Origin of the sequence: Reinekea marinisedimentorum (genome assembly GCF_004341165.1) — a bacterium.
GTDB classification, from domain to species: Bacteria; Pseudomonadota; Gammaproteobacteria; order Pseudomonadales; family Natronospirillaceae; genus Reinekea; species Reinekea marinisedimentorum.
On the sequence record NZ_SLZR01000002.1, the window covers coordinates 202,743 to 228,788 of the forward strand.

A 26,046-nucleotide genomic window follows, 5' to 3' on the forward strand; every position below is an offset into this window, starting at 1 on the left:
ACCCATTACACTTAGTAATTATTCAACAATGACAATAGGTGCGCTTATGGCGAATCCATTTCAGTACGAAAAACTGCCAACCGCCGATAACTTTTGTGGCCGCGAGGTTGAATCCGAACGCCTGCACAATCTGATACTCGACTCCAAAAATGTTGTGCTGTTTGGTGACCGCCGCTACGGAAAAACCAGCCTGATTGAGCATGTATTCCGCGGCCTACCCAAAACCGTGCTGCATGCCTTTGCTGATCTGTTCGCCTGTACGGATTCCACCGAGGTTGCCCAGGCACTGTACAAGGCGGTTTACGATGCGCTGCCGTTTGATCTCGACAGCAAGCTGAAAGAAATTTCCGGCCTGTTCAAACGCGCCACCTTTGAAATACAAACCACCAACAGCGGCAGTATTAAAGCCCGGCCACGTCTGGAAGGCCGCGATTTTGAAGAGTTGCTCAACGATGCACTCTCGGGTGCCGAGAGATTCTGTGAAAAGCACGGCTGCACACTGGTCATTGCTTTGGATGAATTCCAGCAGGTCGCGGAAATCAAAGACAAGCGCATCGATGCGATTCTGCGCGCCTACATGCAGCGCCTGACCTATATCTCCTTTATTTTCTCCGGTTCTAAAAAATCGATTCTCAGCGGCCTGTTTATTGATAAAAAACAACCACTCTATGGTATGGCCACTTCCATATCCATTGGCGGTATTGAATTGCCAACACTGAAAACCTTCTGTGAAGAGCGGCTTGGCCAGCGTTTCGATGACGAAGTCTTTGAACTGCTTTATGAGCAGGTACGCGGCCAGACCAAGCTCATTCTGCAAAGCTGCTACTGGCTGTATGCCAACGGCTGGGAGCTGAACGCACCCAATACCCATAAGGTGGTGCAGCAGATTATTGAAGAAAAAGACGAAGAATTCCGCCTGCTGTTTAATGGCTTTAAGGCACAACAGAAAAAGGCCCTGAAAATGATCGGCCGCTACGGTGGTAAAAATCTGTTCAAACAGGAAAACCTGGAGCCGTTTGGACTGACCCGTCAGGGCTTGAGTCAGGTATTGGTTGCGCTGATTGGCTCCGGCGATGTCATTAAGGAAGATAAGACCTACCTGGTGGCCGATGTGCACTTTCACCTGTGGATCGTGAAAAACTTCAGCTGAGCGACAGCGCTTATACACTCATCGTCAGTGCTGAATTTTCCTATTTTCATTCATCTCAGTGCCAGATAGTCCCACACCTTTTTACTGTCACTGAGCGTTTTACTCCAATGCCCTCCCAGAACGGCCATGTGATACTGGCTCACGTTCCAGACTGATCTCAAACAAAAATAACACAGTCAACATCGGTTCAGCATCACGCGGCATATAGGTTGCCGCACCCAGCATTCAACAGCTCAGCTGACCGGTATTGGCAACGACTGCGGAGAACGCTCATGAAAAAAGTATTCATCTCACCCTCCAAATACGTGCAGGATAACGGCGCACTGGCCGATCTTGGCGAATATGTACTGGCCTATGGCAACAACGCACTGCTGGTCGCTTCAAAAGAAGACCAGGAACGCGTACAGGAAACCCTGAATCTGGCGCAGCAGCGCAATGAATTTGCTCTCACCTACGGCGGCTTCAGCCAGGAATGCACCTCTGAAGAGGTTGATCGCCTGATCGCGCTGGCAAAGGCAGAGCAGTGCGATGTCATTATCGGCCTTGGCGGCGGTAAAGCGCTTGATACTGCAAAAGCTGTTTCATCTGCGCAGGCAATCCCGGTGATTACCGTACCGACCATCGCCTCAACCGATGCGCCGTGCAGCTCGCTTTCGGTGGTTTACAACGAGCGCGGCGAATTCCAGGAATACCGCTTCTATCGCGCCAACCCGGATTTGGTTCTGGTCGACACCGGCATTATCGCCAAGGCACCGACCCGCTTCCTGGTCGCCGGCATGGGTGATGCTCTCTCTACCTACTTTGAAGCGCGCGCTTGCGAGCGTTCGTTTGCCGATAACATCCCGGGCGGTAAGAGCACCAAGCTGGCAGTCGCGGCGGCCAGGCTCTGCTACGAAACCCTGCTGGAAGATTCACTCAAGGCCATTGCCGCCTCGGACGCCAACGTGGTGACACCTGCACTGGAAAACATCATCGAAGCCAACACCCTGCTCAGCGGCATGGGCTTTGAATCCTCCGGTCTGGCGGCGGCACACGCCATTCACAATGGCCTGACGGCCCTTGATGAAGCACACAGCTACTTCCATGGCGAAAAAGTGTCCTTTGGCACCATCGTCCACCTGGTGCTGGAAAACGCCCCGAAAGAAGAACTCGACGAAGTGCTGGCCTACTGCCACAGCGTTGGCCTGCCCACCTGCCTGGCCGATCTGGGTGTGAAGGAAGTGACTGACGAGAAGGTACGCGCCGTTGCCGAACTGTCATGCGCCGAAAACGAAACCATCCACAACATGCCATTTAAAGTGACCGCTGATGATGTATTCGCTGCTATCCACGCTGCGAACAAGCTGGGAGCCAAAAAGTAATGAAGAAGCTGATCAATAACCCGGAATCTCTGGTTGTCGAAATGTGCGAAGGCATGGCCTACGCACACCCGGATAAGCTCGAATTCAAAAAGCGCCACAAACTGATGATGCGTAAAAACCCGGCCAAAGATAAGGTCGTGCTGATCAGTGGCGGTGGCTCCGGCCATGAACCTGCGCACGCCGGCTACGTTGGCGAGGGCATGCTCGATGTTGCAGTCTGTGGCGATGTTTTTGCCTCGCCATCCACGATTCAGGTTTATAACGCCATTGTCGATACCGAAACCGATGCCGGCACCCTGCTGATCATCAAGAACTACTCCGGCGACATCATGAACTTTGAAGCCGCCGCAGAAATGGCCGAAGACGATGACGACATCAAGGTCGCCAAGGTTTACGTCAACGATGACATCGCCGTGAAAGACAGCCTCTATACGGTTGGCCGCCGCGGCGTGGCAGGCTCGGTGTATGTGCATAAAATCGCCGGTGCCGCAGCCGAAGCCGGCAAGTCACTGGAAGAAGTCACGGCTGTGGCCCAGAAGGTGATCGATAACGTTAAGTCTATCGGTTTCGCGCTGACCTCCTGCACCGTGCCGGCCAAAGGCACACCAACCTTCAAGCTTGAGGAAACTGAAATTGAATTCGGCGTGGGCATTCATGGTGAACCGGGTGTGGCCCGTCAGGCCATGAAGAGCGCGGATGAGCTGGCTGAAGAGTGCGTTGACCTGCTGGCGAAAGACCTGCCATTCAACGCCGGTGACGAAGTTGCAGTAATGATCAATGGCTTTGGCGCCACGCCACTGCAGGAACTCTATGTGTTCAACAACAGCGTTTACCGCCAGCTGGCCGAGAAAGGCATTAAGGTGCACAACACGCTGGTCGGCAACTACATGACCGCGCTGGATATGGCCGGCGCCTCGGTCACCCTGCTGAAACTCGACGACGAACTGAAAGCGTATCTGGCCGCACCGGTCGATACCGTAGCATTGAAAGGTGTTTGATATGGAGACGATTAACACAGAAATGATGGTTCAGATTGTCGACAAAATGGGCGACATCATTATCGAAAACGAAGTTTACTTCTGTGAGCTGGACTCCGTTGCCGGTGACGGCGACTTCGGCATGTCGGTCGCCAAGGGCTTCCGCCAGCTGAAGACAGACTGGGAAGAGTTGGCTAAAGACGACATCGGTGCCTTTCTGAAGGATGCCGGTATGGTCATCACTGAATACTGCGGAGGAGCCTCCGGGCCGATCTGGGGTTCAGCCTTCCGTGCGGCAGCCAAGAGTGCCCGTGGTAAAAGTGAAATCACTGTGGCGGAGTTTGCCGACATGCTGGAGGCCGCTGTCGCCGGTATTCAGAAACGCGGCAATGCTCAGCTGGGCGATAAAACCTTGCTCGATGCGTTAATCCCGACTGCGGTTGCATGGCGTGATGCCGCAGAGCAGGGGTTGGATGCCATTGCCGCCATGGACGCCGGCGCCAAAGCGGCCCGAGACGGCGCTGAGAAGACCAAGTCCATGACCGCCAACAAAGGCCGGGCCAGCTACGTTGGGGAGCGTAGCCTGGAACACCCCGATGCCGGCGCCATGGCACTTGGCGTCATCTTCACGGAATTGCACCGGTTTGTAGCCGGCTGATGAATGCCTCCCGGGCCTGCCTGCAGGCCCAAACTTTACCGTTGCTGCGTGTTCTTGCAGGTACCGGTTTTTTTAATCCGCCAACCATTGCTTTCGGCAACTACATAAATCTGGCCACTCGTGGTTAAATGATCTCTAAACAAAAACGAGTGACAACGCCTTGAACAACCTAAGTCACCAGCTCGACTATGTACTGAACATAGAAAAATTCCAGAGCATTCAGGACAACATCGCCAGAGCCACCGGCATGTCTGTGATTGCCATTGATCTGGTCGGACACCCGATCACAGAACACAGCCTGTGCAGTGCATTCTGCCGAACGGTTCGTGACAACCCCGAACTCTCGCATTTATGTGAACGCTGCGACTCGCACGGCGGGCTTGAAGCCGCGCGCAACCAGCAGCCTTATATCTACCGTTGCCACTTCGGCATCGTCGACTTTGCCATTCCCATTATTGCCAATGGCCAGTATCTCGGAGCCATTATGGCCGGGCAAATCCGCCTGCCAGAAACAGAGCACAGCCGGCTGAATTTAATCATCGGCGAACCGCACCGGCCCAAAATTAACGAATACCCCGAGTTACGCGCCCTGTACGACAGCCTTGCGGTGATGTCGATGGAAAAAATAGAGTCCGTCGCGCAGATGATCAATCACCTGGTCAACTACATCGTTGGTGAAGCGGTCCTGAAAACCTCGCTGTACGAAATTAACCAGCAGCTCACCGAGTTCACCAAAGACAGCATCAAGCAATCGCACACCCTGCAGAACAGAACCCATCTTTATTACAGCGTCGAGCAAAAGCCAGAACCGGTGGAAGTTGAACCGGATGAGCCGCCCTTGTTAAGAGCGCACAAAAGCAGCCTGTTATACCCGGCGCTGGAATTCATCAATGAACACTTCCGCCAGAAGATCTATCTCGATGAAATGGCCTACTTGTGCAACATCAGTCCGAGTTATTTCAGTAAGATTTTTAAACGCGAAATGGGGCTGAATTTCTCTGCCTACATTAATCAGGTCAAACTCAGTGAAGCGAAAAGAATGCTCGAAACCACCGAGGAGCCGATCGTGAACATTTCGCTCGATCTGGGCTTCGATGACTGTGGCTATTTTATTAAGGTATTCAAGAAGCAAGTCGGCCGAACGCCGGCTTCGTATCGGAAGAGGTTTCTTCAACAGCGTGCCGCAGAGCCCTGAGCAGGCTCTGCAACGGCCAGAATAAAATCAGGCTTTCTTAACCACACTCGATTTCAGCATCATATCGCCGGAACCATCCACCTTGCAGTCGATATCGTGATCACCATCGACAAAGCGCTTAATAGTGGCCTTGGTACCCACCTTAATCACCTGTGAAGAGCCTTTTACCTTCAGGTCTTTAACAACCGTCACCTTGTCGCCTTCAGCCAACAAATTGCCGACCGCATCACGCAGCACAATGGCATCTTCATCCACTTCCGGCTCATTCGGATTCCATTCATGGGCACACTCAGGGCAGATCAGCATATCCTGGTCCGGATAAACGTATTCAGACTGGCATTTCGGGCAAGGTGGCATTTGTTCACTCATGAAGGAACCTCGTAATTCGCAGATTAAATGGTCGCCATAGGGCATTGGCGCGCCATCTTACCAGCCAGATACCGGCTGCCAAGCGAATAGATCAACGATCAGGTAAATTAATTGTTTAATTAAAGCGGTTAGTGCGGATAGACAACATAAACATCGCGAGTGCCACGGGCCCCGGTTTCAACGGTTGTCTGATAATTCATGCCCAACTTCTTGAGCGCTGCCACCGAAGCTGCATTCCCCGGTGCGACACAGCCCAGCATCCGCGGCAGCCCCAGACGGTTAAAGCCGAACTCTATTTGAGCCACGCCAATTTCAGTTGCATAACCCTTTCCCCAATGAGATTTAGCCAGCACGAAGCCAATTTCAAAATCATCTGCCGCCAGAGCCGAGCAGGGCAACAGGCCGGCGAAGCCTATGGGTTCGCTTGAGCCTTTTTTCGTCAACACGCCGGCTTTTTTACCGTCGCCGGTTAAATCAAATGAGCGGGCAATGAATTGCTCGGCTTCATCCCGGCTCATCACCTTGGCTGCGAATGCAAAGCGCATCACATCCGGACAGGAAAGCACCTGCTCAAACAGCACCTGATGATCCGATTCCTGAATAGTGCGCAGCGAAAGCCGCTCTGTTGCGAATATTTCTTTAGTTGCTGTCATAACGCCTTATTAAAAGATCTCCTGAGGGTCCAGACCAAACAACGAGGCATCACCCGGATCAACCGTTTCGCCCTGTTCTTCCGGCGGTACAACCTCACCTTCAAATTCCGGATTGGCCTTCTTGATGATAATTTCCACGCGCCGGTTCTGTGCCCGCCCTTCCGGCGTTTCGTTACTGGCAATTGGCTTGCTGGAGCCATGACCAACGATGGTAAAGCGGTTCTCATCCATTTCCGGAGCGATAAACAGGTATTCGGCAACCGCCAGCGCACGCGAGGCACTGAGCAGCCAGTTGCTGCGGAAACGAGCCGTCGCAATCGGCACATCATCGGTATGGCCTTCCACATAGATGTCGCCGGGCGTCGTGACCAGCATATCACGCACTATATCCAGAACCGGCAGGAAGTCGTCTGCAACATAGTCGGTACCGGCACCGAAACTCTGTTCTTTTACCCGAATAACAATGGTTTCATTGACCGTTTCTATCTGCAGCATGCCATCGGCAATCTGCTCGGCAAGCGCCTCGGCAATGCGCTCGGCGTCTTCCTGAACCTGCTGCTGCAGCACTTCATCGGGAATAATAATCTGCCGCGTCAGCTGCCCGGTATCACCCTGCTGCTCTTCCTGCATGGTGACGGTGTCCTGACACATAATTTCCAGCGAGTCTTTGAGATCAGCAATGGTATCCTGGCGGATGACATTCAGCGGTGTCGGCTCTGGAGTGCCGGGGCTGAATTCCTGCGCAATGATGCTGGTACCCTTCGGCACATCATTGAAATTCAATTCAGATTGCACACCAAAGGCGTTGCGCATTGAGCCGGCCAGCCGCTTGAACTTCAGTGCGTCCATCTCGGAAAAAGACAACAACAGCACAAAGAAGCACATCAGCAGTGCCATTAAATCTGAAAATGTTCCCATCCACGCGGGTAACCCGGGGACACATTCGGGGCAATCGTCTTCTTCGTCCATACCTTACCCGTTAACCAGGCCGCTATGCGCCTTCACGCAAGGCCGCCGGTAAATAACTTTTCAACATAGATTCAATGATGCGCGGGTTTTGCCCGGCCTGAATGGCCAGCAAGCCGTCGATGGCCATCTTCTGAACAATCTCTTCCTGCTTGGCGCGCACGCCTAATTTATCGGCAATGGGAATAGCAACAACAGTCGCCAGAAAGGAGCCATAGAGCGTTGTCAGCAGCGCCACCGCCATCGCCGGGCCAATGGTTTTCGGGTCGTCCATGTTGGCCAACATGCCCACCAGACCAATCAGCGTACCGATCATGCCCATGGCCGGGCCAACATCAGCAACCGCACTGAAGAATTTTGAGCCGTCAGCATGGCGGTCGCTGGTCATCTTCATATCTTTATTCAACAGTGCCTTAACCACTTCCGGGTCGTGACCATCCACCAGCAGCTGGATACCCTTGGAAAGGAAATCTGAACTGGTTTCTTTGCCTTCCAGCGAGAGCAGACCGCCCTTACGCGCACCGTCGGCCAGCTCTACGATTTCGGCAATCAGATCTTCCGGCTTAACGATGCTGAACGAGAAGGCTTTACCAACCACCTTGCCGACGTTCAAAAACTGCTCCAATGTGAATTTAGACATCGCCACAAAGGTGCTGCCACCAAACACAATCAGTAAGGATGGCACGTTAATAAAGATGCCTAAGCTTCCACCCAGAAGCATGGCCATGACGACCATCGCTACTGCGCCGATCAGCCCCACCAGCATTGCAATATCCACGCATTACCTCTCTTAATCTTTTTTAACGCTGTATTAAACAAACAAAGTCTAGCAGCAAAATTCTGTGCTTATAGCCGGTCGTTATTTTAGACAGGTGAAATTTGCCTGCACAACCCTCTATAATTGCCTCGCTTTAAGCAGGCCTTACCATATTACCGCTATATTCAGAGTCTTGAACTGGCTATCGGCCTGAAGATTAATTAGTTAACAGTTATTTTTACACTGGTTGCAATGATGCTCTGTATCTGTGTGAATTCTGTGCCTGACCAAAGGAGCCGTTATGGCCAGCAAAAAACCCGTTCCCTTTGAAGATAACCTCGCGGCGCTCGAAAGCATTGTCGCGCAACTGGAATCCGGCGAGCTTTCTCTGGAAGACTCCCTGAAGCAGTTTGAGCAGGGCATCTCACTGACCCGCGCGTGCCAGGAATCACTGGCCGCGGCCGAGCAGAAGGTGCAGATTCTGATGTCGAAAAACGGCGAGGAATCGCTTCAGCCGTTTCAGGATGACAGTGCCGAATGAGCCTGGACCACTTCTTAACCGATACCCGAGAACAACTAGAAGCTGCACTGACGCAATGCTTTGCGCAATCAGCCAGCAGCCGTCTTCGGGAATCCGTGTTGTATTCGCTGCTCGATGGCGGCAAACGCCTGCGGCCGGCACTGGTGCGTGCCGCTGCAGAGGTGGTTGAAGCGCCGGCAGACAGCTGGCTAAGCCCGGCCTGTGCACTGGAGATGGTCCACGTGTACAGCCTGATTCACGATGACCTGCCGGCGATGGATAACGATGATCTGCGTCGTGGCAAGCCCACCAACCATAAGCAGTTTGATGAAGCTACGGCCATCCTTGCCGGCGATGCATTGCAGGCGGAAGCCTTCCTGCTGCTGGCAACCGCCGAACAATTTTCAAATAGCCAGGCCCGGCAAATGATCACCACGCTGGCGCAAGCCGCCGGTGCCGGTGGCATGGTCGGCGGGCAGATGATCGATCTGCAATCGGAGCACAAAACACTGTCGCTGACCGAGCTGGAAAACCTGCATGCCCTGAAAACCGGTGCGCTGATTAAAGCGGCGCTGCAGCTGGGTGCGCTGTGTCAGCCGCAGCCGAATAGCGTAAAGCTGGCGGCGTTGAATCAGTACGGTAGCGCTATCGGCCTTGCCTTTCAGATCACCGACGACATCCTCGATGTTACCGCCTCTACAGAGGTGCTCGGCAAGCCTCAGGGCAGTGATGTTGCAGCTGAAAAATCGACTTACGTCAGCCTGCTCGGCCTCGACGGAGCCCGCCAGAAAGCCCAGGAACAACAGGCATCCGCCATTGCCGCGCTGCAAAAAGCCGGGCTCGATTCAAACAGTTTGCTGTGGCAACTGGCTGATTACGTTTTACAGCGCGATCACTGAGCCAGTGATCCGCTCCATTTTCGAACCGTTGTCTTCTATATTTATGCAAGGCAAAACCCTGCCTTCAAATGTGAAATTCGGTACACTAGCGCCTTTTTCACCCAACAGAGCAAACTAAAGCCATGGGTAGATACAGCTGTCATCAGGTAACTCAATGAAGGTATTCGACCACATTCCGGCGACTCGCCCCAATACACCGCTGCTCGATCAGGTAAACACACCCGCCGAACTGAAAAAGCTGGAGCTGCATCAGTTACCGGCACTCGCAGATGAGCTGCGTGAATACCTGCTGTACAGCGTGGGGCAGTCCGGCGGTCACTTCGGTGCAGGCTTGGGGGTTATTGAACTCACCATTGCCCTGCATTACGTTTACGATACGCCGGAGCAAAAGCTGGTCTGGGATGTTGGCCATCAGGCTTATCCACATAAAATTCTTACCGGTCGGCGCGAACAGCTGCCCACCATTCGTCAGGAAAACGGCTTGCATGCCTTCCCGCACCGCGAAGAAAGCGAGTACGACAGCTTTGGCGTCGGCCATTCCAGCACCTCTATCTCTGCTGCGCTTGGTATGGCGATCGCCAATCGCAAGATCGGCGATGACAGCCAAACCATTGCCGTGATCGGCGACGGTGCCATTACCGCCGGCCTCGCCTTTGAAGCCCTAAACCACACCGGGCACGATGGCGCCAACCTGCTGGTGGTCCTGAACGACAACGACATGTCTATTTCAGAGAATGTCGGTGCTCTGAACCGCGCATTCTCACGCGTGTTTTCGTCGAAAACCTATTCGCACATGCGCGACACCAGCAAAAAGGTACTGAAAAACCTGCCACCTGTGCTCGATTTTGCCCGCAAGGCCGAAGAGCACATGAAGGGCATGGTCGCCCCGGGCACCCTGTTTGAAGAGCTGGGTTTCAATTATGTTGGCCCGGTGGATGGCCACGATGTGGTCGATCTGGCACTGACGCTGAAAAATCTGAAAACCTTCAATGGCCCGCAGTTCCTGCATGTGGCTACCCAGAAGGGCAAGGGCTTTCGGCCGGCAGAAAAAGCACCCACCAAGTACCACGCCATCACCAAGATGGACTCGCAGAAAACGACTCAGGAAAACCCGGTCAAACAGCCAACCTATTCAAATATTTTCGGTCAATGGCTGTGTGATATGGCCGAGCATGACAACCGTTTGTGCGGGGTCACGCCGGCTATGTGTGAAGGCTCGGACATGGTTGAGTTCTCCCGCCGCTTCCCGAGCCGTTATCACGATGTTGCCATTGCCGAGCAGCACGCAGTTGCACTCGCCGCTGGTATGGCCTGTGGCGGCAGCAAGCCGGTGGTGGCCATTTACTCTACCTTCCTGCAGCGCGCTTATGATCAGCTGATTCACGACGTTGCCCTGCAGAACCTAGACGTTCTGTTTGCCATAGACCGTGCCGGCCTGGTCGGTGAAGATGGCCCGACACACGCCGGCAGCTTCGATATTGCCTACCTGCGCTGCATCCCCAATATGATCGTCATGGCCCCGAAAGACGAAGCCGAATGCCGGCAGATGCTGTCCACCGGCTATCAGTATGAAGGCCCGGCGGCTGTGCGTTACCCGCGCGGCACCGGCCCGGGCGCGGTACCGGAAGCGAACCTCGATACCCTGCCCATAGGCAAGGCTGAAACACTGATCAGCGGCAGCAAGGTGGCCATACTGGCCTTTGGCAGCATGGTGGAACCCTGCAAAGCCGTGGCCGATGAACTGCAGGCCACGCTGGTTAACATGCGCTTTATTAAGCCTATGGATGCCGAGGCGGTTCTTCAGGTCGCCGACAGCCATGATCTGCTGGTCACCGTGGAAGAAAACTCAATCATGGGCGGTGCCGGCTCTGCGGTGAGCGAAGTACTGAATGCCCACGGCAAAGCCTGCGCTGTCCTTCAGTTGGGCCTGCCCGATGAATACACGCATCAGGCTAAGCCGGAACGAATGCGTGCCAGCGTTGGTCTAAGCAGCGAAGGTATTCGTAACTCTATACAGGCCAGACTGCGAGGCTAAAAGCCTATGCCCTTTTTAATACTGATTTTATTGATTGTTGCGCTGCTCGTTGGCCCCGGCCTGTGGGTTAAGCGCGTACTCGCCCGCCACAGCGACGAACGCGATGATTTACCGGGGACCGGTGGCGAACTGGCCGCGCACCTGATGGACCGCTTCAAGCTGGAAGGCGTGACCCTGGAGCGCACCGATCAGGGCGATCACTACGACCCGCAGGCAAAGGCCATTCGCCTGAGCCCAAACGTCATGGATAAGAAAAGCCTGACCGCCGTCGCCACCGCCGCACACGAATTCGGCCACGCCCTGCAGCACGCCAAAAACTACACGGCTCTAAGCACACGAACGGTGTTGGCGAAACAGGCGGTCAACGTTCAGCGCTTTGCCAGCATCGCCATTTTCGCATTGCCCATTCTGGTGGTCATTCCCGGCGGCGCCATTCTTGCCCGTTTTCTGCTGATCGGAATTATTGGCTCAATGTTTCTGACGACGCTGATTCACTTTGTTACCCTGCCGGTTGAGTTTGACGCCTCGTTCGGCCGCGCCCTGCCTATTCTTGAGCAGGGCGACTATGTATCTGACCGGGATCTGGCTAAGGTTCGCAAAGTATTGCTGGCCTGCGCACTTACCTATGTTTCTCAGGCTATGTTCGGGCTGCTGAACTTTTCACGCTGGTTCCGTCTGCTCCGGCGCTAATAAGCTCTCAAATAGAGGGCTTAAACAAAGCTTCTTTTCAACCAATCGTATTATTGCCGTGTGATACTGTCAGACTGTGATAGCGATCTTCCTGCATCGTGTAGCTTTCTGTTTTGACGGACGAAACATACTGCCACTCCGCCTGTGCCTGAGATGCAGTAAAGGTCACCACAAGGTAGCCACGATCCGTCAGGTTGGCGTACTGCAAGCCATCGACAATACTGACAATACCGGCCTCATCGTCGGCAGTGGTACCCAGATAGTACTCCATCCCCGGTGATGAAACCGACGTACCTGCAAATTCGACACCCACAGCATTGCCTGAAGCGTCACTCAGGTTATTCGCCCAGGAATTATGGGTATCGCCAGAGACCACGACTAAATTGCGACCATAGGCACGCACGGTGCCAAACAACACTTCACGCTCATAGTAATAGCCATCCCAGGCATCGAGGTTGTAAGGAATGTTGTCAGCCGTAACTAAGGCATAGTTTGCGTCGGTGAGTTGATCTGCATTAGCCGTCAGATACGCCTGCTGATCATCCGTCAGAGTGCCGCCGGCCTGGCTGATGGCATAAAGCTGATACAAATAGGCCAGTGTGGCGTAATCGGCCACCGAAACCTGCTGTAAAGCAATGGAAGACGGCAGCAGCATTTTGCCCATCAGCGTCTGGTTGCCCAGCACCTGCCAGGCGCCAGAATCAGCAGCTAATTCGCCCTGCAACCAAGCCAATTGGTCCGTGCCCATCATGGTTCGGGTGGCATCGGTAAGATCAGCAGTAAACGTATCGCTATCGAAGTTACCTTCGCTATCCATGTAATCGGCATAATCCAGCTGTTCATCGCGGCCGATTAACCGGGTATCCAGCATGTGCAAATCCACCAGGTCGCCAAAGTGGAAGCTGCGGTAAATGGTTTCGTTATCGCCCTCGGTAAATGGACGAATCGGCAACCACTCAAAATAGGCCTGAATCGCGGCTGCTTTACGCTCAGAAAAATCTCCTTCACCGTCGTTGTGGTTTTCCGCGCCTTCACGCCAGGTATCATTGGCAATTTCGTGATCATCCCAAACGCTGATGATAGGCAGGCTGGCATGAAAGGATTGCATATCTGCATCGGTACGGTACAGGGCATAACGGGTACGGTAATCACTTAATTCGAACAGTTCGGTTTCTGGCAGCACCTCACGGCCCATGGCTGCCGCATCGCTGCTGGCATAGCCATCGCGGGCATATTCATAAATGTAATCGCCCAAGTGCAGCACGGCATTCAGATCGTCTCGGCGGGCAATTTCATTCAGCACATGAAAGTAACCGGCCGGGTAATTTGAACAGGAGATCACCGCCAGCTTTACCTGATCAACCGCGCCTTCTGCCAAGGTTTGAGTGCGGCCTGTCGCTGAATAAACCCCATTGGAACGGAATCGGTAGTAGTAGGTTGTACCGGAAGACAACCCTGCAGCGTCAATTTTGACGGTGTAGTCTTTGTCAGCGCTGGTTGTTGTGCTTCCGTTAGTGACCAGGTTGATAAAGTTACTGTCTGTCGCAACCTCCCAGCTGATGCTAACACTGTTGGCACTCTTTTGCGGGGTGACTCTGGCCCACAAAATAACGCTGTGAGCGAGCGGGTCACCGCTGGCCACACCGTGTTTAAAGCTGATCGTAAGCCCGTCGTCATCTTGCGGCAGGCAACCACTAATACCCACAGACAGAACCGCCGCGCCTGCCCCCATCGCTGATATGCGAACAAACTCTCTTCGTGATAATGTTTTCATGCTGTGTAATCCTTTATTCGATTTGGCAGTGAATATGTTGTGAAAAAGCGCAGATTGCGCACAAAAGTGCGCTAACTATTCCAAGGGAGTGTGACGATCAGATGAAGACTCAAACACTGAGCGAACAAATTAAATACTGGCGCGACGCCTGTCTAACCAAGCTGGCCAGTGAGGAATCTACACCGTTCGGGGAAGGCACACTGGTGTATAAGGTGGCCGGAAAAATGTTTGCGCTGTTGCGCCTGGGCGACGAACTCTCCATCAACCTGAAGTGCGACCCGCAGGAAGCACTGATCCTGCGGGATACCTTTCACGAGGTTATTCCTGGTTACCACATGAACAAAAAACACTGGAACACGGTCAGCCTTACCAGCGATTTAGACCCGGAACTGATCAAAGGCTGGATAGATGATTCCTACGATCTTGTGGTGAAAAGCCTGACCAAAAAGCAACAGGCTGCGCTCAAAGGCCGCTGATATGCCGCACGCCGTACCTGCCGGCAGCCGCCTGCACAGCCTGGATACCCTTCGTGGCTTTGCCTTACTGGGCATTCTGCTGATGAACATCCAGTCATTCTCCATGCCTGAGGCCGCCTACCTGAACCCGACCGCCTATGGCGATTTTACCGGCATCAACCGACTGGTTTGGGCGCTATCCCATCTGCTGGCCGACAATAAATTCATGTCCATCTTTGCCATGCTGTTCGGTGCCGGCATCGTACTGTTCACCGAACGGCTGGAAGCACGCGGCGAAGACAGCTTCCGGCTGCATTACCGGCGTATGTTCTGGTTGCTGGTGTTTGGGCTGATTCACGCCCATTTCATCTGGTATGGCGATATTCTGTATCACTATGCCATCTGCGGAATGCTCCTCTACTTTGCGCGCCACTGGCCAGCACCCAGGCTGATGGCGCTGGGTCTGATGTTACTGTTTATTGGCTGGGCGCTGACCGCCATTTCACAATTCAGCATCAGCCAGATGACGGCGGAAATGCTCACCGAGCTGAAACTGGCTTGGGCACCGCCAGAAACGCACATCGCCCGCGAAATTGCCGATTACACCGGCAGCTGGCAGCGACAGTTTGCCCGGCGCAGCGAAAGCGCCTTCACCATGGAAACCCTGGTGCTGCTGTACATGATCTGGCGCCTCCTCGGGCTTATGCTGATCGGCATGGCGCTGTACAAACAGGGGCAGTTCAGCGGCAGCCTTTCAAGCCAGCAGCTGCTCAGAAACGCCGTGCTTTGTATCGCCGCCGGCTTTGCCCTGACCGGATATGGCATGGCCTATAACCTTACACATCAGTTCGCAATGATGTACGCCTACACCGCCGGCACGCTGTTCAATTATGTTGGCAGCGTTATTACATCGCTTGGATACCTCTACCTGCTCGGCGGGCTGGCCAATAAGTCATTGTTGCGCAACAGCGGCCACCGCCTGGCACAGGTAGGGCGAATGGCGTTCAGCAACTACATTGGCCAGTCGCTCATCTGCACCTTTATCTTTTACGGCTTTGGTCTTGGGCTGTTTGGTGCCGTTGAACGCTGGCAGCAATTACTGATCGTCATTGCCGTTTGGGTGTTGCAGCTGGCCGGTTCAGGCTGGTGGTTAGCCAGGTTTCGCTATGGGCCGCTGGAATGGCTCTGGCGGGTACTGACCTATGGCAGACGGCCTTAGCCTGATTATCAATTTTTTAAAGAAAGTCATTCTAATTTTAGCCGGGTTCTCAACCAAAACAATAAGCCTCATATTAGACTCAAACACAGCAACAGCGCTGTGCTATTTAATTAAAGGACCCGAATATGACGCACCCGATTATCGAAGATTTAAACCGCCGCTATACCACGAAAAAATACGATGCCAGCAAGCGTATCTCCGCTGAAGACCTGGCCGTCATTAAAGAAGCCCTGCGCCTTTCCGCGTCTTCCATCAACTCTCAGCCGTGGAAATTTATCATTGTTGAAAGTGATGAAGCCAAGCAGCGTCTGCACGATACCTACGTCAACAACTACCAGTTCAACCAGCCGCACGCTAAAGAGGCTTCACACACCATTCTGTTCGCCTACGACCCAAAGTTCACCAAAGACAAGTTCCGTAAGCGTGTCGATGCCGAAGTGAGTTCCGGCCACTTGCCGGCAGAGATGTACGATACCTTCATGGGTGCTTATGCCTTTGCCGATGCCAACACCAACGCTAACGGCTACAACGGCGGCTGGACCAAAGCACAGGTTTATCTGGCGATGGGTAACGTTCTGCATACGTTGGCGCGGCTGGGTATTGCCTCAACCCCGATGGAAGGTGTGGATGCTGAAATGATGACCGAAATGTTCAGAGACGAGCTGGATGGCCACATCTGTGAAGTTGCGCTGGCCATGGGTTATCACAAAGACGGGGAAGACTTTAACCACGGTCTGCCGAAAGCGCGCCTGGCGATGAACGATGTGATCAGCGTTATCTAAGGCTGGCAATCAGTTTATATTAAAGGGGCTTAGGCCCCTTTTTTCGTGCTTGCTTGTCAGGTAAAAAAAGGGGCATCTGCCCCGGTTTAATCAGCCTGATAACCCACTTTGTCCTTCAGAACCTGGCGAACGGTTGCGGTTACCTGCTCAGCAAGTTCAGGGTTTAGCGCATCAGGGTGCGGGTTGGCAAAGCGGCCGCTATCGTTATCGAAATACTTTCCGGAGGCCTGTGCAAATTCATCACTGAGGGCCGCCCGGCACAAAATATCAGCCCCGATAGACAGATCACCACCGGCCACACCAAAGCCTTGCTTCACCATCTTACTGCCCAGCAAAGATGCCGGATTCACAGCGACAATCATTGGCCCGCGCTCACCCAACTGCCGGGCAAGGGTTTTCGTCCACATGGTGATGGCCAGCTTGCTTTGCGCGTATGCCGCCATGTCATCCGAGTAGGTCTTGTGACCAGCCAGACCCTGAATATCTACAGAGCCCTGCGCCGCAGAAGACAAATTCACCACGCGCGAACCCGGCTTCAGTATTGGCAGCAACTTATGGGTGAGCAGAAACGGAGCCACCGTATTCACGGCCAACCGGGTATCCAAACCATCGTCGGTTCGGGTCACTGCGGTTTTAAAGATGCCGGCGTTATTGATCAGCACATCCAGCGATGAGTACTTGCGGATCACCTCATCCGCCATATCGGCCACCGACTGCAGGCTGGAAAAATCAGCCAGAAAGGCATCTGTTTGCCCTTTATAGCTCGCCAGCGCCTCAATAACCGCGTTCAGTTTTTCTTCGCTGCGGCCATGCAACAGCACCTTGTGCCCCTGCTTCAACAGCGTTTCTGCGGTCAGCCGGCCAATACCGTCGGTTGCCCCGGTGATTAAAATCGTTTTCGCGTTCATGTCTGTTCACTTCCCCGTTTTGTTGCTTTGTTTATAAATAAGAAACATCCAAGGGTATGCCTGCAACTCATTGTTGATAATATAGACTTAAGACGAATCATTATTCCGGTTTCATTGACAATGAATATAGAGCACCTGAAATTATTTGTACGCCTGGCCAGCACCTTCAATATCAGTCAGGCGGGCCTGGAGCTGGGGCTTTCACCGGCGGTGGCCAGCGCCTACCTCAATAAGCTGGAGCAAAACCTCGGCGTTCGCCTGCTGCACCGCACCACCCGTAAGGTTTCTCTTACCGAAGAAGGTAAGGCGTTCTTGCCTCATGCCGAAGAAGTGCTTGGCAGTATCGAAGCCGCCCGGGCCGCCGTTGGCGCCGGGGAATCCTCTCCCGGGGGCACACTCAGGGTCACCGCGCCGGCCTCTTTCGGGCGCATGCATCTGGTGCCGGCATTGCGCAGCTTTATGGATAAGTACCCCGCGCTGAATGTCGATTTGCGCCTTTCCGATGCCATCATCGATATGGTGGAAGGCGGCTTCGACGTCGCCATTCGCAACGCAGCCCTGAAAGACTCCAGCATGATCGCCAGAAAACTGGCCACCGATGAGCGCATTCTCTGTGCCTCGCCGCAATACCTTGCTGAACACGGCATACCGGAAACCCCGGAAGACCTGAAACATCACCAGTGCATTCACATCATGGGGCTGGAGAACTTAAACTTCCGCTCCGATAAGGGCACCCAAACCATTAAAACCAAGTCACGCCTGCGCACCGATAACGGCGAAGCCATGCGCGATGCCTGCGCGGCCGGGCTGGGTATATCGGTCAATTCCAAATGGAGTGCCTACCAGTTACTGGCCGAAGGCAAACTGGTGCAGGTTTTACCCGACTACCCGCTGGATACCGATGCGGCCATTTGGGCGTTGTACCCTTCTTCGCGTTTGCTGGCGCCCAAGGTGCGGGTATTTATCGACCACTTTGCCGAGTTGTTTGGTGAAGCGCCGTACTGGCAGTAACGCTGCGTTCGCTCAACAGGAATGCAGTTTGAGACAATGCGTTGGCAACGGCGTGCAATTACCGTTACCCTGAAATATAAATAAAAAAACCACTAAAAAAGACCTATGGAACAATTCGATCTGGCCATTATTGGCGGCGGCATGAGCGGTTTAACGCTGCTCAGTGCGCTACGCAAATCCATCTTCAGCGGCTTAACGGTTACCCTGATCGACCCCGCAGACAGGCCCGTTAACAGCCAGCTGAGTTCACCAAGTTTCGATGACCGGGCGACCGCACTTTCAGAGCAGACGCTGCGGATATTCAACGCCCTGGCACTCCCCGGCATTGAACGTACCATCAGTAACATTACTGAAATTGAAGTCAGTGACCGTGGTCATGCTGGCAGTCACCAGATGCTCGCCAGCGATATGGGGTTTACCCGCTATGGTGCGGTCATCGCCAACAAAGCGTTGGGTACGCTGCTGTGGCAACAGGTAAAAGACCTACCGGTCGACTGGCGCTTCAACAGCGAGGCGCAACAGTTGAAGCCGTTACAGAACGGCCAGCAGATTAGCCTTAGCGATGGCCGGGTGATCACCGCCAGGCAGATCATACTGTGCGATGGCGGCCGTTCGGATCTGACCACCCAGCTCGGCTTGGGCCTGCGCGAAAAGCACTTTAACGCCCGCGCTCGTATTGCCACGGTCACCACCCGAGAACCTCACCACGGCAAAGCCTTTGAACGCTTTACGCCCACCGGGCCCATTGCGTTATTGCCCTTTGGCCGTTTCAGCGCACTGGTGTGGACCGTGCCTGAAGACAATACCGAACTGCTGGAGATCACCCCAAAAGCCGCCATTGAATGGCTGAACACGCACCTCTGCAACCGCCTGGGCGGCATTAGCCAGATCAGCGACTGGTATGAGTACCCGCTGATTCAGAAGACATTGAGCACCAGCTGTATTCACGGCTTGGTCGCCACAGGCAACAGCGCCGCCACCCTGCACCCGGTGGCCGGCCAGGGTTTTAATCTGGCCATTCGCGGCATTGCCCGGTTGGCAGCGCTGATCAACCGACACTATACCGAGCAGGCTGAACTTCCCGGCTTTCATGATTTTCAGCAGGTGTGTGCGGAAATTGAGCAAGATCAGCAAAAGACAGTGGGCTTTTCCGGGGAGCTGATCCGCCTGTTCGGCTCGCAATCACCGCTGTTGCAGCTGGGCCGAAACCTGGGCTTAGGCAGTCTCGACCGCCACCCGTCGTTCAGCAAGGCCTTTGCTCTGGGCAGCATGGGCTTGCTGGAATCGGTACCGCTTGAAGACATCTGCTACCACGATAAGGAAACCGCCTGATGGAACAATCTCACGACATTATTATCTCCGGCGGTGGTATGGTCGGGCTGGCGCTGGCGCTGGCCGCAGCGCAACTCGGCCTGAAAGCAGCCGTCATTGAAAGAAACGCCGTGCGGGCGAGCGAAGCCACACCCGGCCAATTCAACAGCCGGGTCAGCGCGCTCAACAAAACCAGCGAAAACCTGCTGAAAAACCTGGGCGCCTGGCAGCACCTGCCGCAACAGCGCATCGCCGCCTATCAACGCATGCGCGTTTGGGATGGCCTGGGCAGCGGCGAACTCAGCTTTGACGCTCAGGATGTCGCCGAGCCCTGGCTGGGCCACATCATTGAGAACTGCGAGATTGTTGCAGCATTAATGGCCGAGGCCAGTCATCACAGCAATATCGACCTGCTCTGCCCGGAATGCATCGCCAGTTGGGAGCAAACGGCCAGCGGCGTCAGCGTCGTAACCGAATCCGGCCAGAGCCTCAGCGCCAAACTGATCATCGCCTGTGAAGGCAAAGACTCCATTCTGCGCCAGCAATCGCAGATTCAAAGCTGGAACTGGGAGTACGGTCACACCGCCATCGTTTGCACCGTTCACAATACCCTGCCACACAAAGCCTGTGCGCAACAGGTATTCCTGGAAACAGGGCCGCTGGCATTCCTCCCGCTGGCAGAGCCAAACAGCTCGGCGATCGTCTGGTCCGCCAACCACACCGATGCCGAACAGTTGCTGAAGCTCAGCGATGACGAATTCCGCCAGGCACTGGAACGCGCCTTTGAGCGGCGCCTTGGCAAACTCGACAACATCAGCCCCCGCACCGCTTTCCCACTGATGGCACACCAGGCCAAAAGCTACAGCGATGGCCGGCTGGTGATTCTTGGTGATACCGCCCATGGTATTCACCCGCTTGCCGGGCTGGGCGTAAACCTTGGCTTTTTGGATGTCGCAGCCCTGGCCAGCGAGTGGCAGTGGGCTATCAACCGTCAAACCGATATCGCCAGCGAACAGGTGCTGCGCCGTTTCCAACGCCAGCGACAGGCGCACAACCTGGCAGTTGCCGGGCTGATGGATGGTTTGAAGCGCCTCTTTAACAGTGATCTGCCACCGGCGGTGATTTTGCGCAACCTTGGCCTATCGCAGGTCAACCGATTCAAACTGGTTAAGCGTCAGTTGATCCTTGGGGCAATGGGGCTGGCTGGGACGCCGCTGCCGGCGCTTTGCGTTAAGCGGGAGAGGTGAGGGGTTGGGCGTTGGACGTAAGACGTGAGATGTAAGACGTATCAGAGCTACCGGCCGGAACTTTCCGTGCAGGTGCCGAGGGGTGTCTGAGGCCGCAGGCCGAGTTCCCGAACACCGGAGCAGGAAGTGCCGGGTGGTGGCGCGTAGCAGGGACATTGGATGAGAGATGCTAGATGCTAGATGCTAGAAACTAGCATCGCGTTGCAATCGGTTGAATGGGCGATGCCCCGTGTTAATGGTAGTGTATGCGCCATTCCATTAACCTGTAGAAGCACCCATGTTTGATATCGCACTCTTTGAACCCCAAATCGCGCCGAACACCGGCAACATCATTCGCTTGGTCGCCAACAATGGCTGCAAGCTTCACCTGATTGAGCCGCTGGGCTTCAAACTGGACGCCAAAAGCGTACGCCGAGCCGGGCTGGATTATCACGACCTGGCCAATGTCACCACCTACAAAGACTACTGGACGTTTAAAGAAGCCATGGCCGAACGACGCATTCTGGCCTGCACCACCAAAGGTACCCGCAGCCACTCCTCGGTCGACTTTACCGACACCGATGTGCTGCTGTTTGGTGCCGAAACCCACGGGCTGCACCCGGATGTGATGGCCAGCATCGAGCCGGACAACCGGATAAAAATCCCCATGCGCGAATCCAACCGCAGCCTGAACCTTTCCAACGCAGTTGCCATTATCAGCTACGAGGCCTGGCGTCAGCTCGACTACCAGGGTGCCGGCAACCTATAACCCAAACACATCGATTTTGTATTTGAAGTCGGTCTAATTTATCGGCAAAAATCAATAACTTACATATTGCATATAAAGTCAGTAAACTGCCTGAACAGAGCTAGCCAGCTAAATCACTTATCTTTCAGGCATTTGCGCGGGTTGCTGCTAGACTTAACCTAATTGTGTTTGAAGCGCTGAAAACCAGACCGGTCATGAATAAGCAAGTAAGTTATAAACCCAAAAAACAGAGCTGGCTGAAAATCAGCACAGACCTGCTCACTCTCTTCGAGACGGGCACGCATACGGATGGTCTTCCCTACCTGAAAGTCCTGGATACCCTGAGCGCAGACTCACCGCTGACCAATGCCAAAAAGCATGCCGCCTGGGTTAAGCAGAAGGTGAACAGCTCGCATCTGAACCTGTTGATCGCCGAAGATCTTTATCAGCTACTGCTTTCCGATGTTCCTGATGTACCGGATGATGAACTTGAATCCGCCATCGAACTGAAAGCCGCCGACCTGCTCAGTTACGATTTGGACGATGCCATTCTGGACGTCATCCGCTTACCCAAAGAGGCCTACCGTGGCCGAATGAAAATGGCCTTTATTATCGCCATGCAAAAGCCAGCGGTGCAGCAGTGGATCATCCAACTGATTCAGCAGGGCATTAAAGTCAGTACGGTCGATATTTCGGTCACGCAACTGCGTAATTTTGGTCTTCGCGCCCAGAACTTCACCGAATCCGGCATCTTTCACATTCAGCCCGCCAAATGCCGGCTGGTGCTGAACTTCCAAAACGAAATGGTGCTCTCGCGTACATTTGAAACCGGCCTGAAAGATATGGTCGGTGCCGGGCAAACGGTTCAGGACGATGAACTCGAAGTCACGGTCGATTCCGCATCCACCTCCGGCTCCACCATTCAAATGGAGTCTCTGGCGCTCGATATTCGCCGGTCGTTCGACTATTACGAATCCCAACTGGGGCTCGGCGCGGTGGCAGAGCTGAATATTCTCTGCGGTGAAAACTACACCCCGCTGGTTAAAACCCTCGCCGGCAAACTGGGGGTTCGCTTTAAAATTTTGAATCCGGCCGATTTTATGCACCTGATCAGCGACCAGCCGACCAACGGCGATGGAACCTACTTTGAACTGATTGGCTGCGCATTTCGGGAGGCATTGTCATGACCCGTCAGGTGAATCTATGGCGTAATCAGCAGCTGCCCGGCTATGGTCGGGTTCAGCTGCCCGTGTTTGTGCTGGCGTTCGTGGTTTCGTTGCTGGCCGCGGCCCTGTGGTTCGGTTACAGCTGGAACAAGTACGAACAGAAACTGCAGGAAGAAGCCGAATGGCAACAGCGCGCCGAGGCCAGCCTGCAGGCGCTGACCCTGTTTCAAAGCAGCAATCCCGATTTAGGTAACGAAGCCCGGCTGCAGGAAATCAATCGACAGTACGCGGGTCAACTGCAACGATCACGCGAGGCTTACAGCGGCCTGGTTAATCAGGTTGAAAACGCTATTGAAGGCTTCACCGGCCCGCTGGCACAGCTGTCAAATTACGACATTAACGGCCTGTGGCTGAACAGCATCCTACTACGAGACGGCCACCGCGCCTACACACTCGAAGGCTTCGCCCGTAGACCGGAGCTGATTCCTGAATACCTGAATCAGCTGAGTCAATCCACCTTTAAAGGGCTGACCGTAGAAAAGCTTTCTGTGAACAAAGAAACCGATAAAAGCTCACTGTGGCGATTTGTCATGAGCAACGACGCGACCAACCAACAGAGGCAGAACTGATGTTTTACAAGCACTCTTATGCCCTGCGCCAACAGATAGAAAAGCTCTCGATCCGTGAACGGGTGATGCTGATTGTCACCTTCTTCACCGTGATGGTGCTCGCCGCCCAAGGCGTGGCCATGCTGTTTGGCTATGACAAGCTGGACCAGGTTGAGGCGCGCATTGAGTTGAAAAAAACTGAAGATCAGCGTTACCGCGAGACCCTTGCCGGCCTGGAGTCTTCAATCGATAACCCGAACATTCTGGCGCTGCAGCGCAGCAATGATGAGCTGGCGGAACGCATCGCAACCATTGAAAAACGTATTGCGTTAATCGATGAAACCCTGATGTCACCCGATCGCATGTCCGGCCTGCTCAGAGAGCTGCTGCAGGATCAAAGCGGGCTGACGCTGATCAGCTTTAATGTTCTGCCTATCAAGACCATTGACTCCGAAACCACCGGTGAGCGGCTGTTCTATCAGCATGGCCTGGCCATTGAACTGGAAGGGTCTTTCGAGGCGCTGACCGATTACCTTTTGGCCATTGAGTCACTCGATTCCAGCCTGTTCTGGGACAGTCTGTTGATTGAGACCGAGAGCTTCCCTGCACTGAAAATTCAACTGCAGGTGCATGCGCTCAGCAGCGATGAGGATTGGATGCATGTTTAACAGATTGCGTCACCCCGCATTAACATTGGCTTCAGTGCTCACCGCACTGATCTTAGGGCTGTGCAGCGCCACTGCATTCGCTAACCCTATGCAGCCCGATAACTATCAGATTACCGTGAAACCGGTTGTTAAAGCTGCCCCGGTACCAAAAGCTCCGGAGTTAACCAGCATTCTGATTATCGGCAACATTCGCACAGCCATCTTCAGTAACGGTGAAGAAAAGAAGATCGGCGAAACCATTGCAGGCTATACCGTGAAAACTATTGAGCCCACCTACGTTGTTCTGCTGCGTGCCGGCAAAGAAAAAACGCTCGCATTATCCACCGCCGGTGAACTGGTCATTCAGCCGGCAAATGAGGAATAAACAGTGAATAGAAACCTTCTCTGGACAGTAATTACCTGCAGCACCGTCAGTCTATTCAGCTGCACAACGATTGAGCCGGCCAATGTCTCGATCGAACCTCTCGATTTTAAAACCGAAGTTGAACAGACCCGAACTGAAATGGATGTTGCCGAGACGCAGCCTGCGCCGGTTGAAGTACCGGTATCGTTAACCGAAGAGCTGCTGTCACTCACCGACATACCGGAAACCAGCCAGTATCTGGATATTGAAGCGACCAACCGGCCGGCCAAGCAATTCTTCGCGGAGCTGGGCGCAAGCCAGGGCATGAACCTGCTGGTCGACCCGGCCGTCACCGAAAGCATCACGCTGTCACTGCGGCATGTGACCTTCAAGCAGATTATCTCAGCCCTGCAGGACAGCTACGGCTTTGACTTCAAAAAAACCAGTTACGGCTACCGCGTATCACCCAGCCAGGTTTCCACACAGATTTACCGGCTGAACTATCTGAACGTGCAGCGCGAGGGCGTATCCAGTACAGCAATCGGCAGTGATGAAAGCAACTCCAGCACTACGCTGACCACCTCTTTTTCCGCCTCATCGAGCGACAGCGGCTCTGGCACCGGTTTCTGGAGTGGTATTGAAAACTCAATCAACGGCTTTATCGACTATGACCAGGGTGATCGCAAAGCCATTGTGGTCAACCCGCAAACCGGCCTGCTGGTCGTCAGCGCGACCACACAGGAACACGCCGAGATCGCACAATTCCTGCTCGATGCTCAGCTGATTCTGCAGAAGCAGGTGATTATCGAAGCCAAGATCGTCGAAGTTGTGCTCGATCAGGAATACAACTCTGGCATTAACTGGTCGTTCCTGAACGATAACCTGAGCGGCGGCCTTTCCGGCGACAGTCTGGATGGTATCGATGGAGTTGGCGGCGTATTCAACCTGAGCCTGTCGGTAGACGACTTTACCTCGGTACTCGAGCTGCTCGACTATCAGGGCGATGCCCAGGTGCTTTCCAGCCCGCGCGTTTCCACGGTGAACAACCAGAAGGCAGTCATCAAGGTTGGCGCGGATGAATACTTTGCCACCGTAACCTCGATCGAAACGGATTCCGATGACGACGATGACGACACCACCATTACGCCGACGATTGAGATGGAACAGTTTTTCTCCGGTATTGCGCTGGATGTGACCCCGCAAATTGCCGACGACGATTACGTGACCCTACATGTACGTCCGTCCGTAACCGAGGTAACCTCGCAAACTAAAACACTGGAATTCGATGGCGAAGACTATTCGCTGCCGGTGGCCTATTCCAACACCCGCGAGTCAGACAGTATTATCCGGGCGAAAAGCGGCCAGATTGTCGTGATTGGCGGCCTGTTGCAGCAATCCAAAGACATCAGCTCGGCCGGTATTCCGTGGTTGCAGAACGTTCCGGGGCTGCGCTTTTTCTTCGCTCAGGATCGTCAGGCTCAGGAAAAAAGCGAACTGGTTATTCTGCTGAAACCCACGGTATTTGATGAGAACACCTCAACAACCGACATCGATAATATTCTGAAACGGTTTGAATAATCAGGAGCAGCGAAAAGCC

At 54.1% G+C, this 26,046-nt stretch carries 27 protein-coding genes; 21 read left to right on the top strand and 6 right to left on the bottom strand.

Going from position 1 to position 26,046, the window contains the following annotated elements; genetic code table 11:
- Positions 1–46 precede the first annotated feature (46 nt).
- The 5 genes from BCF53_RS03200 (at position 47) to BCF53_RS03215 (ending at position 5,341) form a co-directional block, all read left to right on the top strand.
- Entirely contained in the window at positions 47–1,150 is a 1,104-nt protein-coding gene (locus BCF53_RS03200; protein ID WP_165901792.1) for an AAA family ATPase, read from the top strand.
- A 272-nt stretch (positions 1,151–1,422) separates the two neighbouring features.
- A complete protein-coding gene (locus tag BCF53_RS03205; RefSeq protein ID WP_132699825.1) occupies positions 1,423–2,511 on the top strand; it encodes a glycerol dehydrogenase in 1,089 nt (362 codons plus the stop codon).
- The gene (dhaK, locus tag BCF53_RS19275) at positions 2,511–3,509 is read left to right on the top strand and encodes a dihydroxyacetone kinase subunit DhaK (RefSeq protein ID WP_207902634.1); all 999 of its coding nucleotides are present in this window, start codon (positions 2,511–2,513) and stop codon (positions 3,507–3,509) included. The genes BCF53_RS03205 and dhaK overlap by 1 nt, the downstream gene beginning before the upstream one ends.
- 1 nt (position 3,510) lies before the next feature.
- On the top strand, positions 3,511–4,146 hold the full coding sequence (gene dhaL / locus BCF53_RS19280) for a dihydroxyacetone kinase subunit DhaL (protein ID WP_207902635.1): 636 nt from the start codon (positions 3,511–3,513) through the stop codon (positions 4,144–4,146).
- 160 nt (positions 4,147–4,306) lie between these two features.
- Positions 4,307–5,341 carry a PocR ligand-binding domain-containing protein gene (locus BCF53_RS03215; RefSeq protein ID WP_132699826.1) on the top strand — a complete coding sequence of 345 codons (1,035 nt, stop codon included), beginning with the start codon at positions 4,307–4,309 and terminating at the stop codon, positions 5,339–5,341.
- A gap of 27 nt (positions 5,342–5,368) precedes the next feature.
- Here the strand turns inward: BCF53_RS03215 and BCF53_RS03220 are convergent, their stop codons facing one another.
- The 4 genes from BCF53_RS03220 to pomA form a co-directional block, all read right to left on the bottom strand.
- Complete coding sequence (locus tag BCF53_RS03220; RefSeq protein WP_132699828.1) at positions 5,369–5,710, bottom strand: zinc ribbon domain-containing protein YjdM; 342 nt, start codon at positions 5,708–5,710, stop codon at positions 5,369–5,371.
- A gap of 128 nt (positions 5,711–5,838) precedes the next feature.
- Positions 5,839–6,363, bottom strand: coding sequence for a GNAT family N-acetyltransferase (locus BCF53_RS03225; protein ID WP_132699830.1), 525 nt, complete (start codon positions 6,361–6,363; stop codon positions 5,839–5,841).
- Between the two features lie 9 nt (positions 6,364–6,372).
- Complete coding sequence (locus tag BCF53_RS03230) at positions 6,373–7,332, bottom strand: flagellar motor protein MotB (RefSeq protein WP_132699832.1); 960 nt, start codon at positions 7,330–7,332, stop codon at positions 6,373–6,375.
- 22 nt (positions 7,333–7,354) lie between these two features.
- Complete coding sequence (gene pomA, locus BCF53_RS03235; RefSeq protein WP_132699834.1) at positions 7,355–8,107, bottom strand: flagellar motor protein PomA; 753 nt, start codon at positions 8,105–8,107, stop codon at positions 7,355–7,357.
- A 280-nt stretch (positions 8,108–8,387) separates the two neighbouring features.
- Between pomA and BCF53_RS03240 the strand changes: the two genes are divergently transcribed.
- From BCF53_RS03240 to BCF53_RS03255, 4 genes are all read left to right on the top strand, one after another.
- Positions 8,388–8,627, top strand: a complete 240-nt coding sequence (locus BCF53_RS03240; RefSeq protein WP_132699836.1) for an exodeoxyribonuclease VII small subunit — start codon at positions 8,388–8,390, stop codon at positions 8,625–8,627.
- Positions 8,624–9,505, top strand: a complete 882-nt coding sequence (locus BCF53_RS03245) for a polyprenyl synthetase family protein (protein WP_132699838.1) — start codon at positions 8,624–8,626, stop codon at positions 9,503–9,505. The genes BCF53_RS03240 and BCF53_RS03245 overlap by 4 nt, the downstream gene beginning before the upstream one ends.
- Positions 9,506–9,659: 154 nt before the next feature.
- Positions 9,660–11,540, top strand: coding sequence for a 1-deoxy-D-xylulose-5-phosphate synthase (gene dxs / locus BCF53_RS03250; protein WP_132699839.1), 1,881 nt, complete (start codon positions 9,660–9,662; stop codon positions 11,538–11,540).
- A gap of 6 nt (positions 11,541–11,546) precedes the next feature.
- A complete protein-coding gene (locus BCF53_RS03255; RefSeq protein WP_132699841.1) occupies positions 11,547–12,230 on the top strand; it encodes a zinc metallopeptidase in 684 nt (227 codons plus the stop codon).
- Between the two features lie 37 nt (positions 12,231–12,267).
- Here BCF53_RS03255 and BCF53_RS03260 read toward each other — a convergent pair whose 3' ends face one another.
- Positions 12,268–14,004 carry an alkaline phosphatase D family protein gene (locus BCF53_RS03260; protein WP_132699843.1) on the bottom strand — a complete coding sequence of 579 codons (1,737 nt, stop codon included), beginning with the start codon at positions 14,002–14,004 and terminating at the stop codon, positions 12,268–12,270.
- Between the two features lie 101 nt (positions 14,005–14,105).
- Between BCF53_RS03260 and BCF53_RS03265 the strand changes: the two genes are divergently transcribed.
- The 3 genes from BCF53_RS03265 to BCF53_RS03275 all read left to right on the top strand — a co-directional run bounded on the left by BCF53_RS03265 (position 14,106) and on the right by BCF53_RS03275 (position 16,460).
- Positions 14,106–14,480 carry an MmcQ/YjbR family DNA-binding protein gene (locus tag BCF53_RS03265; protein ID WP_132699845.1) on the top strand — a complete coding sequence of 125 codons (375 nt, stop codon included), beginning with the start codon at positions 14,106–14,108 and terminating at the stop codon, positions 14,478–14,480.
- Position 14,481: 1 nt separating this feature from the next.
- Positions 14,482–15,678 carry a DUF418 domain-containing protein gene (locus BCF53_RS03270; protein ID WP_132699847.1) on the top strand — a complete coding sequence of 399 codons (1,197 nt, stop codon included), beginning with the start codon at positions 14,482–14,484 and terminating at the stop codon, positions 15,676–15,678.
- A 125-nt stretch (positions 15,679–15,803) separates the two neighbouring features.
- Entirely contained in the window at positions 15,804–16,460 is a 657-nt protein-coding gene (locus BCF53_RS03275; RefSeq protein WP_132699849.1) for a nitroreductase family protein, read from the top strand.
- Positions 16,461–16,546: 86 nt separating this feature from the next.
- On the opposite strand, the gene BCF53_RS03280 is transcribed toward BCF53_RS03275, so the two are convergent.
- Positions 16,547–17,368, bottom strand: coding sequence for an SDR family NAD(P)-dependent oxidoreductase (locus BCF53_RS03280; RefSeq protein ID WP_132699851.1), 822 nt, complete (start codon positions 17,366–17,368; stop codon positions 16,547–16,549).
- Positions 17,369–17,488: 120 nt separating this feature from the next.
- On the opposite strand from BCF53_RS03280, the gene BCF53_RS03285 reads away from it, so the two are divergent.
- From BCF53_RS03285 to BCF53_RS03325, 9 genes are all read left to right on the top strand, one after another.
- Positions 17,489–18,379, top strand: a complete 891-nt coding sequence (locus BCF53_RS03285; protein ID WP_132699853.1) for a LysR family transcriptional regulator — start codon at positions 17,489–17,491, stop codon at positions 18,377–18,379.
- Between the two features lie 105 nt (positions 18,380–18,484).
- Positions 18,485–19,711 (top strand): FAD-dependent monooxygenase, encoded by a 1,227-nt coding sequence (locus tag BCF53_RS03290; protein ID WP_132699855.1) that lies wholly within the window; start codon positions 18,485–18,487, stop codon positions 19,709–19,711.
- The gene (locus tag BCF53_RS03295) at positions 19,711–20,937 is read left to right on the top strand and encodes a UbiH/UbiF/VisC/COQ6 family ubiquinone biosynthesis hydroxylase (RefSeq protein ID WP_132699857.1); all 1,227 of its coding nucleotides are present in this window, start codon (positions 19,711–19,713) and stop codon (positions 20,935–20,937) included. The genes BCF53_RS03290 and BCF53_RS03295 overlap by 1 nt, the downstream gene beginning before the upstream one ends.
- A gap of 277 nt (positions 20,938–21,214) precedes the next feature.
- The gene (locus BCF53_RS03300; RefSeq protein WP_132699859.1) at positions 21,215–21,685 is read left to right on the top strand and encodes a tRNA (cytidine(34)-2'-O)-methyltransferase; all 471 of its coding nucleotides are present in this window, start codon (positions 21,215–21,217) and stop codon (positions 21,683–21,685) included.
- 194 nt (positions 21,686–21,879) lie between these two features.
- Positions 21,880–22,851: a type IV pilus biogenesis protein PilM gene (locus tag BCF53_RS03305; RefSeq protein WP_132699861.1), complete on the top strand. Its 972-nt coding sequence runs from the start codon at positions 21,880–21,882 to the stop codon at positions 22,849–22,851.
- Positions 22,848–23,459 (top strand): hypothetical protein, encoded by a 612-nt coding sequence (locus tag BCF53_RS03310; RefSeq protein ID WP_132699862.1) that lies wholly within the window; start codon positions 22,848–22,850, stop codon positions 23,457–23,459. The genes BCF53_RS03305 and BCF53_RS03310 overlap by 4 nt, the downstream gene beginning before the upstream one ends.
- The gene (locus BCF53_RS03315) at positions 23,459–24,106 is read left to right on the top strand and encodes a hypothetical protein (protein ID WP_132699864.1); all 648 of its coding nucleotides are present in this window, start codon (positions 23,459–23,461) and stop codon (positions 24,104–24,106) included. Before BCF53_RS03310 ends, BCF53_RS03315 begins: the two co-directional genes overlap by 1 nt.
- Positions 24,099–24,470, top strand: coding sequence for a hypothetical protein (locus BCF53_RS03320; RefSeq protein ID WP_132699866.1), 372 nt, complete (start codon positions 24,099–24,101; stop codon positions 24,468–24,470). Before BCF53_RS03315 ends, BCF53_RS03320 begins: the two co-directional genes overlap by 8 nt.
- A 3-nt stretch (positions 24,471–24,473) precedes the next feature.
- Positions 24,474–26,027 carry a type II secretion system protein GspD gene (locus BCF53_RS03325; RefSeq protein WP_132699868.1) on the top strand — a complete coding sequence of 518 codons (1,554 nt, stop codon included), beginning with the start codon at positions 24,474–24,476 and terminating at the stop codon, positions 26,025–26,027.
- Positions 26,028–26,046 lie beyond the last annotated feature (19 nt).

Coding starts and splice junctions, on each gene's coding strand:
- BCF53_RS03200 (WP_165901792.1), top strand. CDS start 47: ATGGCGAATCCATTTCAGTACGAAAAACTGCCAACCGCCGATAACTTT.
- BCF53_RS03205 (WP_132699825.1), top strand. CDS start 1,423: ATGAAAAAAGTATTCATCTCACCCTCCAAATACGTGCAGGATAACGGC.
- dhaK (WP_207902634.1), top strand. CDS start 2,511: ATGAAGAAGCTGATCAATAACCCGGAATCTCTGGTTGTCGAAATGTGC.
- dhaL (WP_207902635.1), top strand. CDS start 3,511: ATGGAGACGATTAACACAGAAATGATGGTTCAGATTGTCGACAAAATG.
- BCF53_RS03220 (WP_132699828.1), bottom strand. CDS start 5,710: ATGAGTGAACAAATGCCACCTTGCCCGAAATGCCAGTCTGAATACGTT.
- BCF53_RS03225 (WP_132699830.1), bottom strand. CDS start 6,363: ATGACAGCAACTAAAGAAATATTCGCAACAGAGCGGCTTTCGCTGCGC.
- BCF53_RS03230 (WP_132699832.1), bottom strand. CDS start 7,332: ATGGACGAAGAAGACGATTGCCCCGAATGTGTCCCCGGGTTACCCGCG.
- BCF53_RS03240 (WP_132699836.1), top strand. CDS start 8,388: ATGGCCAGCAAAAAACCCGTTCCCTTTGAAGATAACCTCGCGGCGCTC.
- BCF53_RS03245 (WP_132699838.1), top strand. CDS start 8,624: ATGAGCCTGGACCACTTCTTAACCGATACCCGAGAACAACTAGAAGCT.
- dxs (WP_132699839.1), top strand. CDS start 9,660: ATGAAGGTATTCGACCACATTCCGGCGACTCGCCCCAATACACCGCTG.
- BCF53_RS03255 (WP_132699841.1), top strand. CDS start 11,547: ATGCCCTTTTTAATACTGATTTTATTGATTGTTGCGCTGCTCGTTGGC.
- BCF53_RS03260 (WP_132699843.1), bottom strand. CDS start 14,004: ATGAAAACATTATCACGAAGAGAGTTTGTTCGCATATCAGCGATGGGG.
- BCF53_RS03265 (WP_132699845.1), top strand. CDS start 14,106: ATGAAGACTCAAACACTGAGCGAACAAATTAAATACTGGCGCGACGCC.
- BCF53_RS03270 (WP_132699847.1), top strand. CDS start 14,482: ATGCCGCACGCCGTACCTGCCGGCAGCCGCCTGCACAGCCTGGATACC.
- BCF53_RS03275 (WP_132699849.1), top strand. CDS start 15,804: ATGACGCACCCGATTATCGAAGATTTAAACCGCCGCTATACCACGAAA.
- BCF53_RS03280 (WP_132699851.1), bottom strand. CDS start 17,368: ATGAACGCGAAAACGATTTTAATCACCGGGGCAACCGACGGTATTGGC.
- BCF53_RS03285 (WP_132699853.1), top strand. CDS start 17,489: ATGAATATAGAGCACCTGAAATTATTTGTACGCCTGGCCAGCACCTTC.
- BCF53_RS03290 (WP_132699855.1), top strand. CDS start 18,485: ATGGAACAATTCGATCTGGCCATTATTGGCGGCGGCATGAGCGGTTTA.
- BCF53_RS03295 (WP_132699857.1), top strand. CDS start 19,711: ATGGAACAATCTCACGACATTATTATCTCCGGCGGTGGTATGGTCGGG.
- BCF53_RS03300 (WP_132699859.1), top strand. CDS start 21,215: ATGTTTGATATCGCACTCTTTGAACCCCAAATCGCGCCGAACACCGGC.
- BCF53_RS03305 (WP_132699861.1), top strand. CDS start 21,880: ATGAATAAGCAAGTAAGTTATAAACCCAAAAAACAGAGCTGGCTGAAA.
- BCF53_RS03310 (WP_132699862.1), top strand. CDS start 22,848: ATGACCCGTCAGGTGAATCTATGGCGTAATCAGCAGCTGCCCGGCTAT.
- BCF53_RS03315 (WP_132699864.1), top strand. CDS start 23,459: ATGTTTTACAAGCACTCTTATGCCCTGCGCCAACAGATAGAAAAGCTC.
- BCF53_RS03320 (WP_132699866.1), top strand. CDS start 24,099: ATGTTTAACAGATTGCGTCACCCCGCATTAACATTGGCTTCAGTGCTC.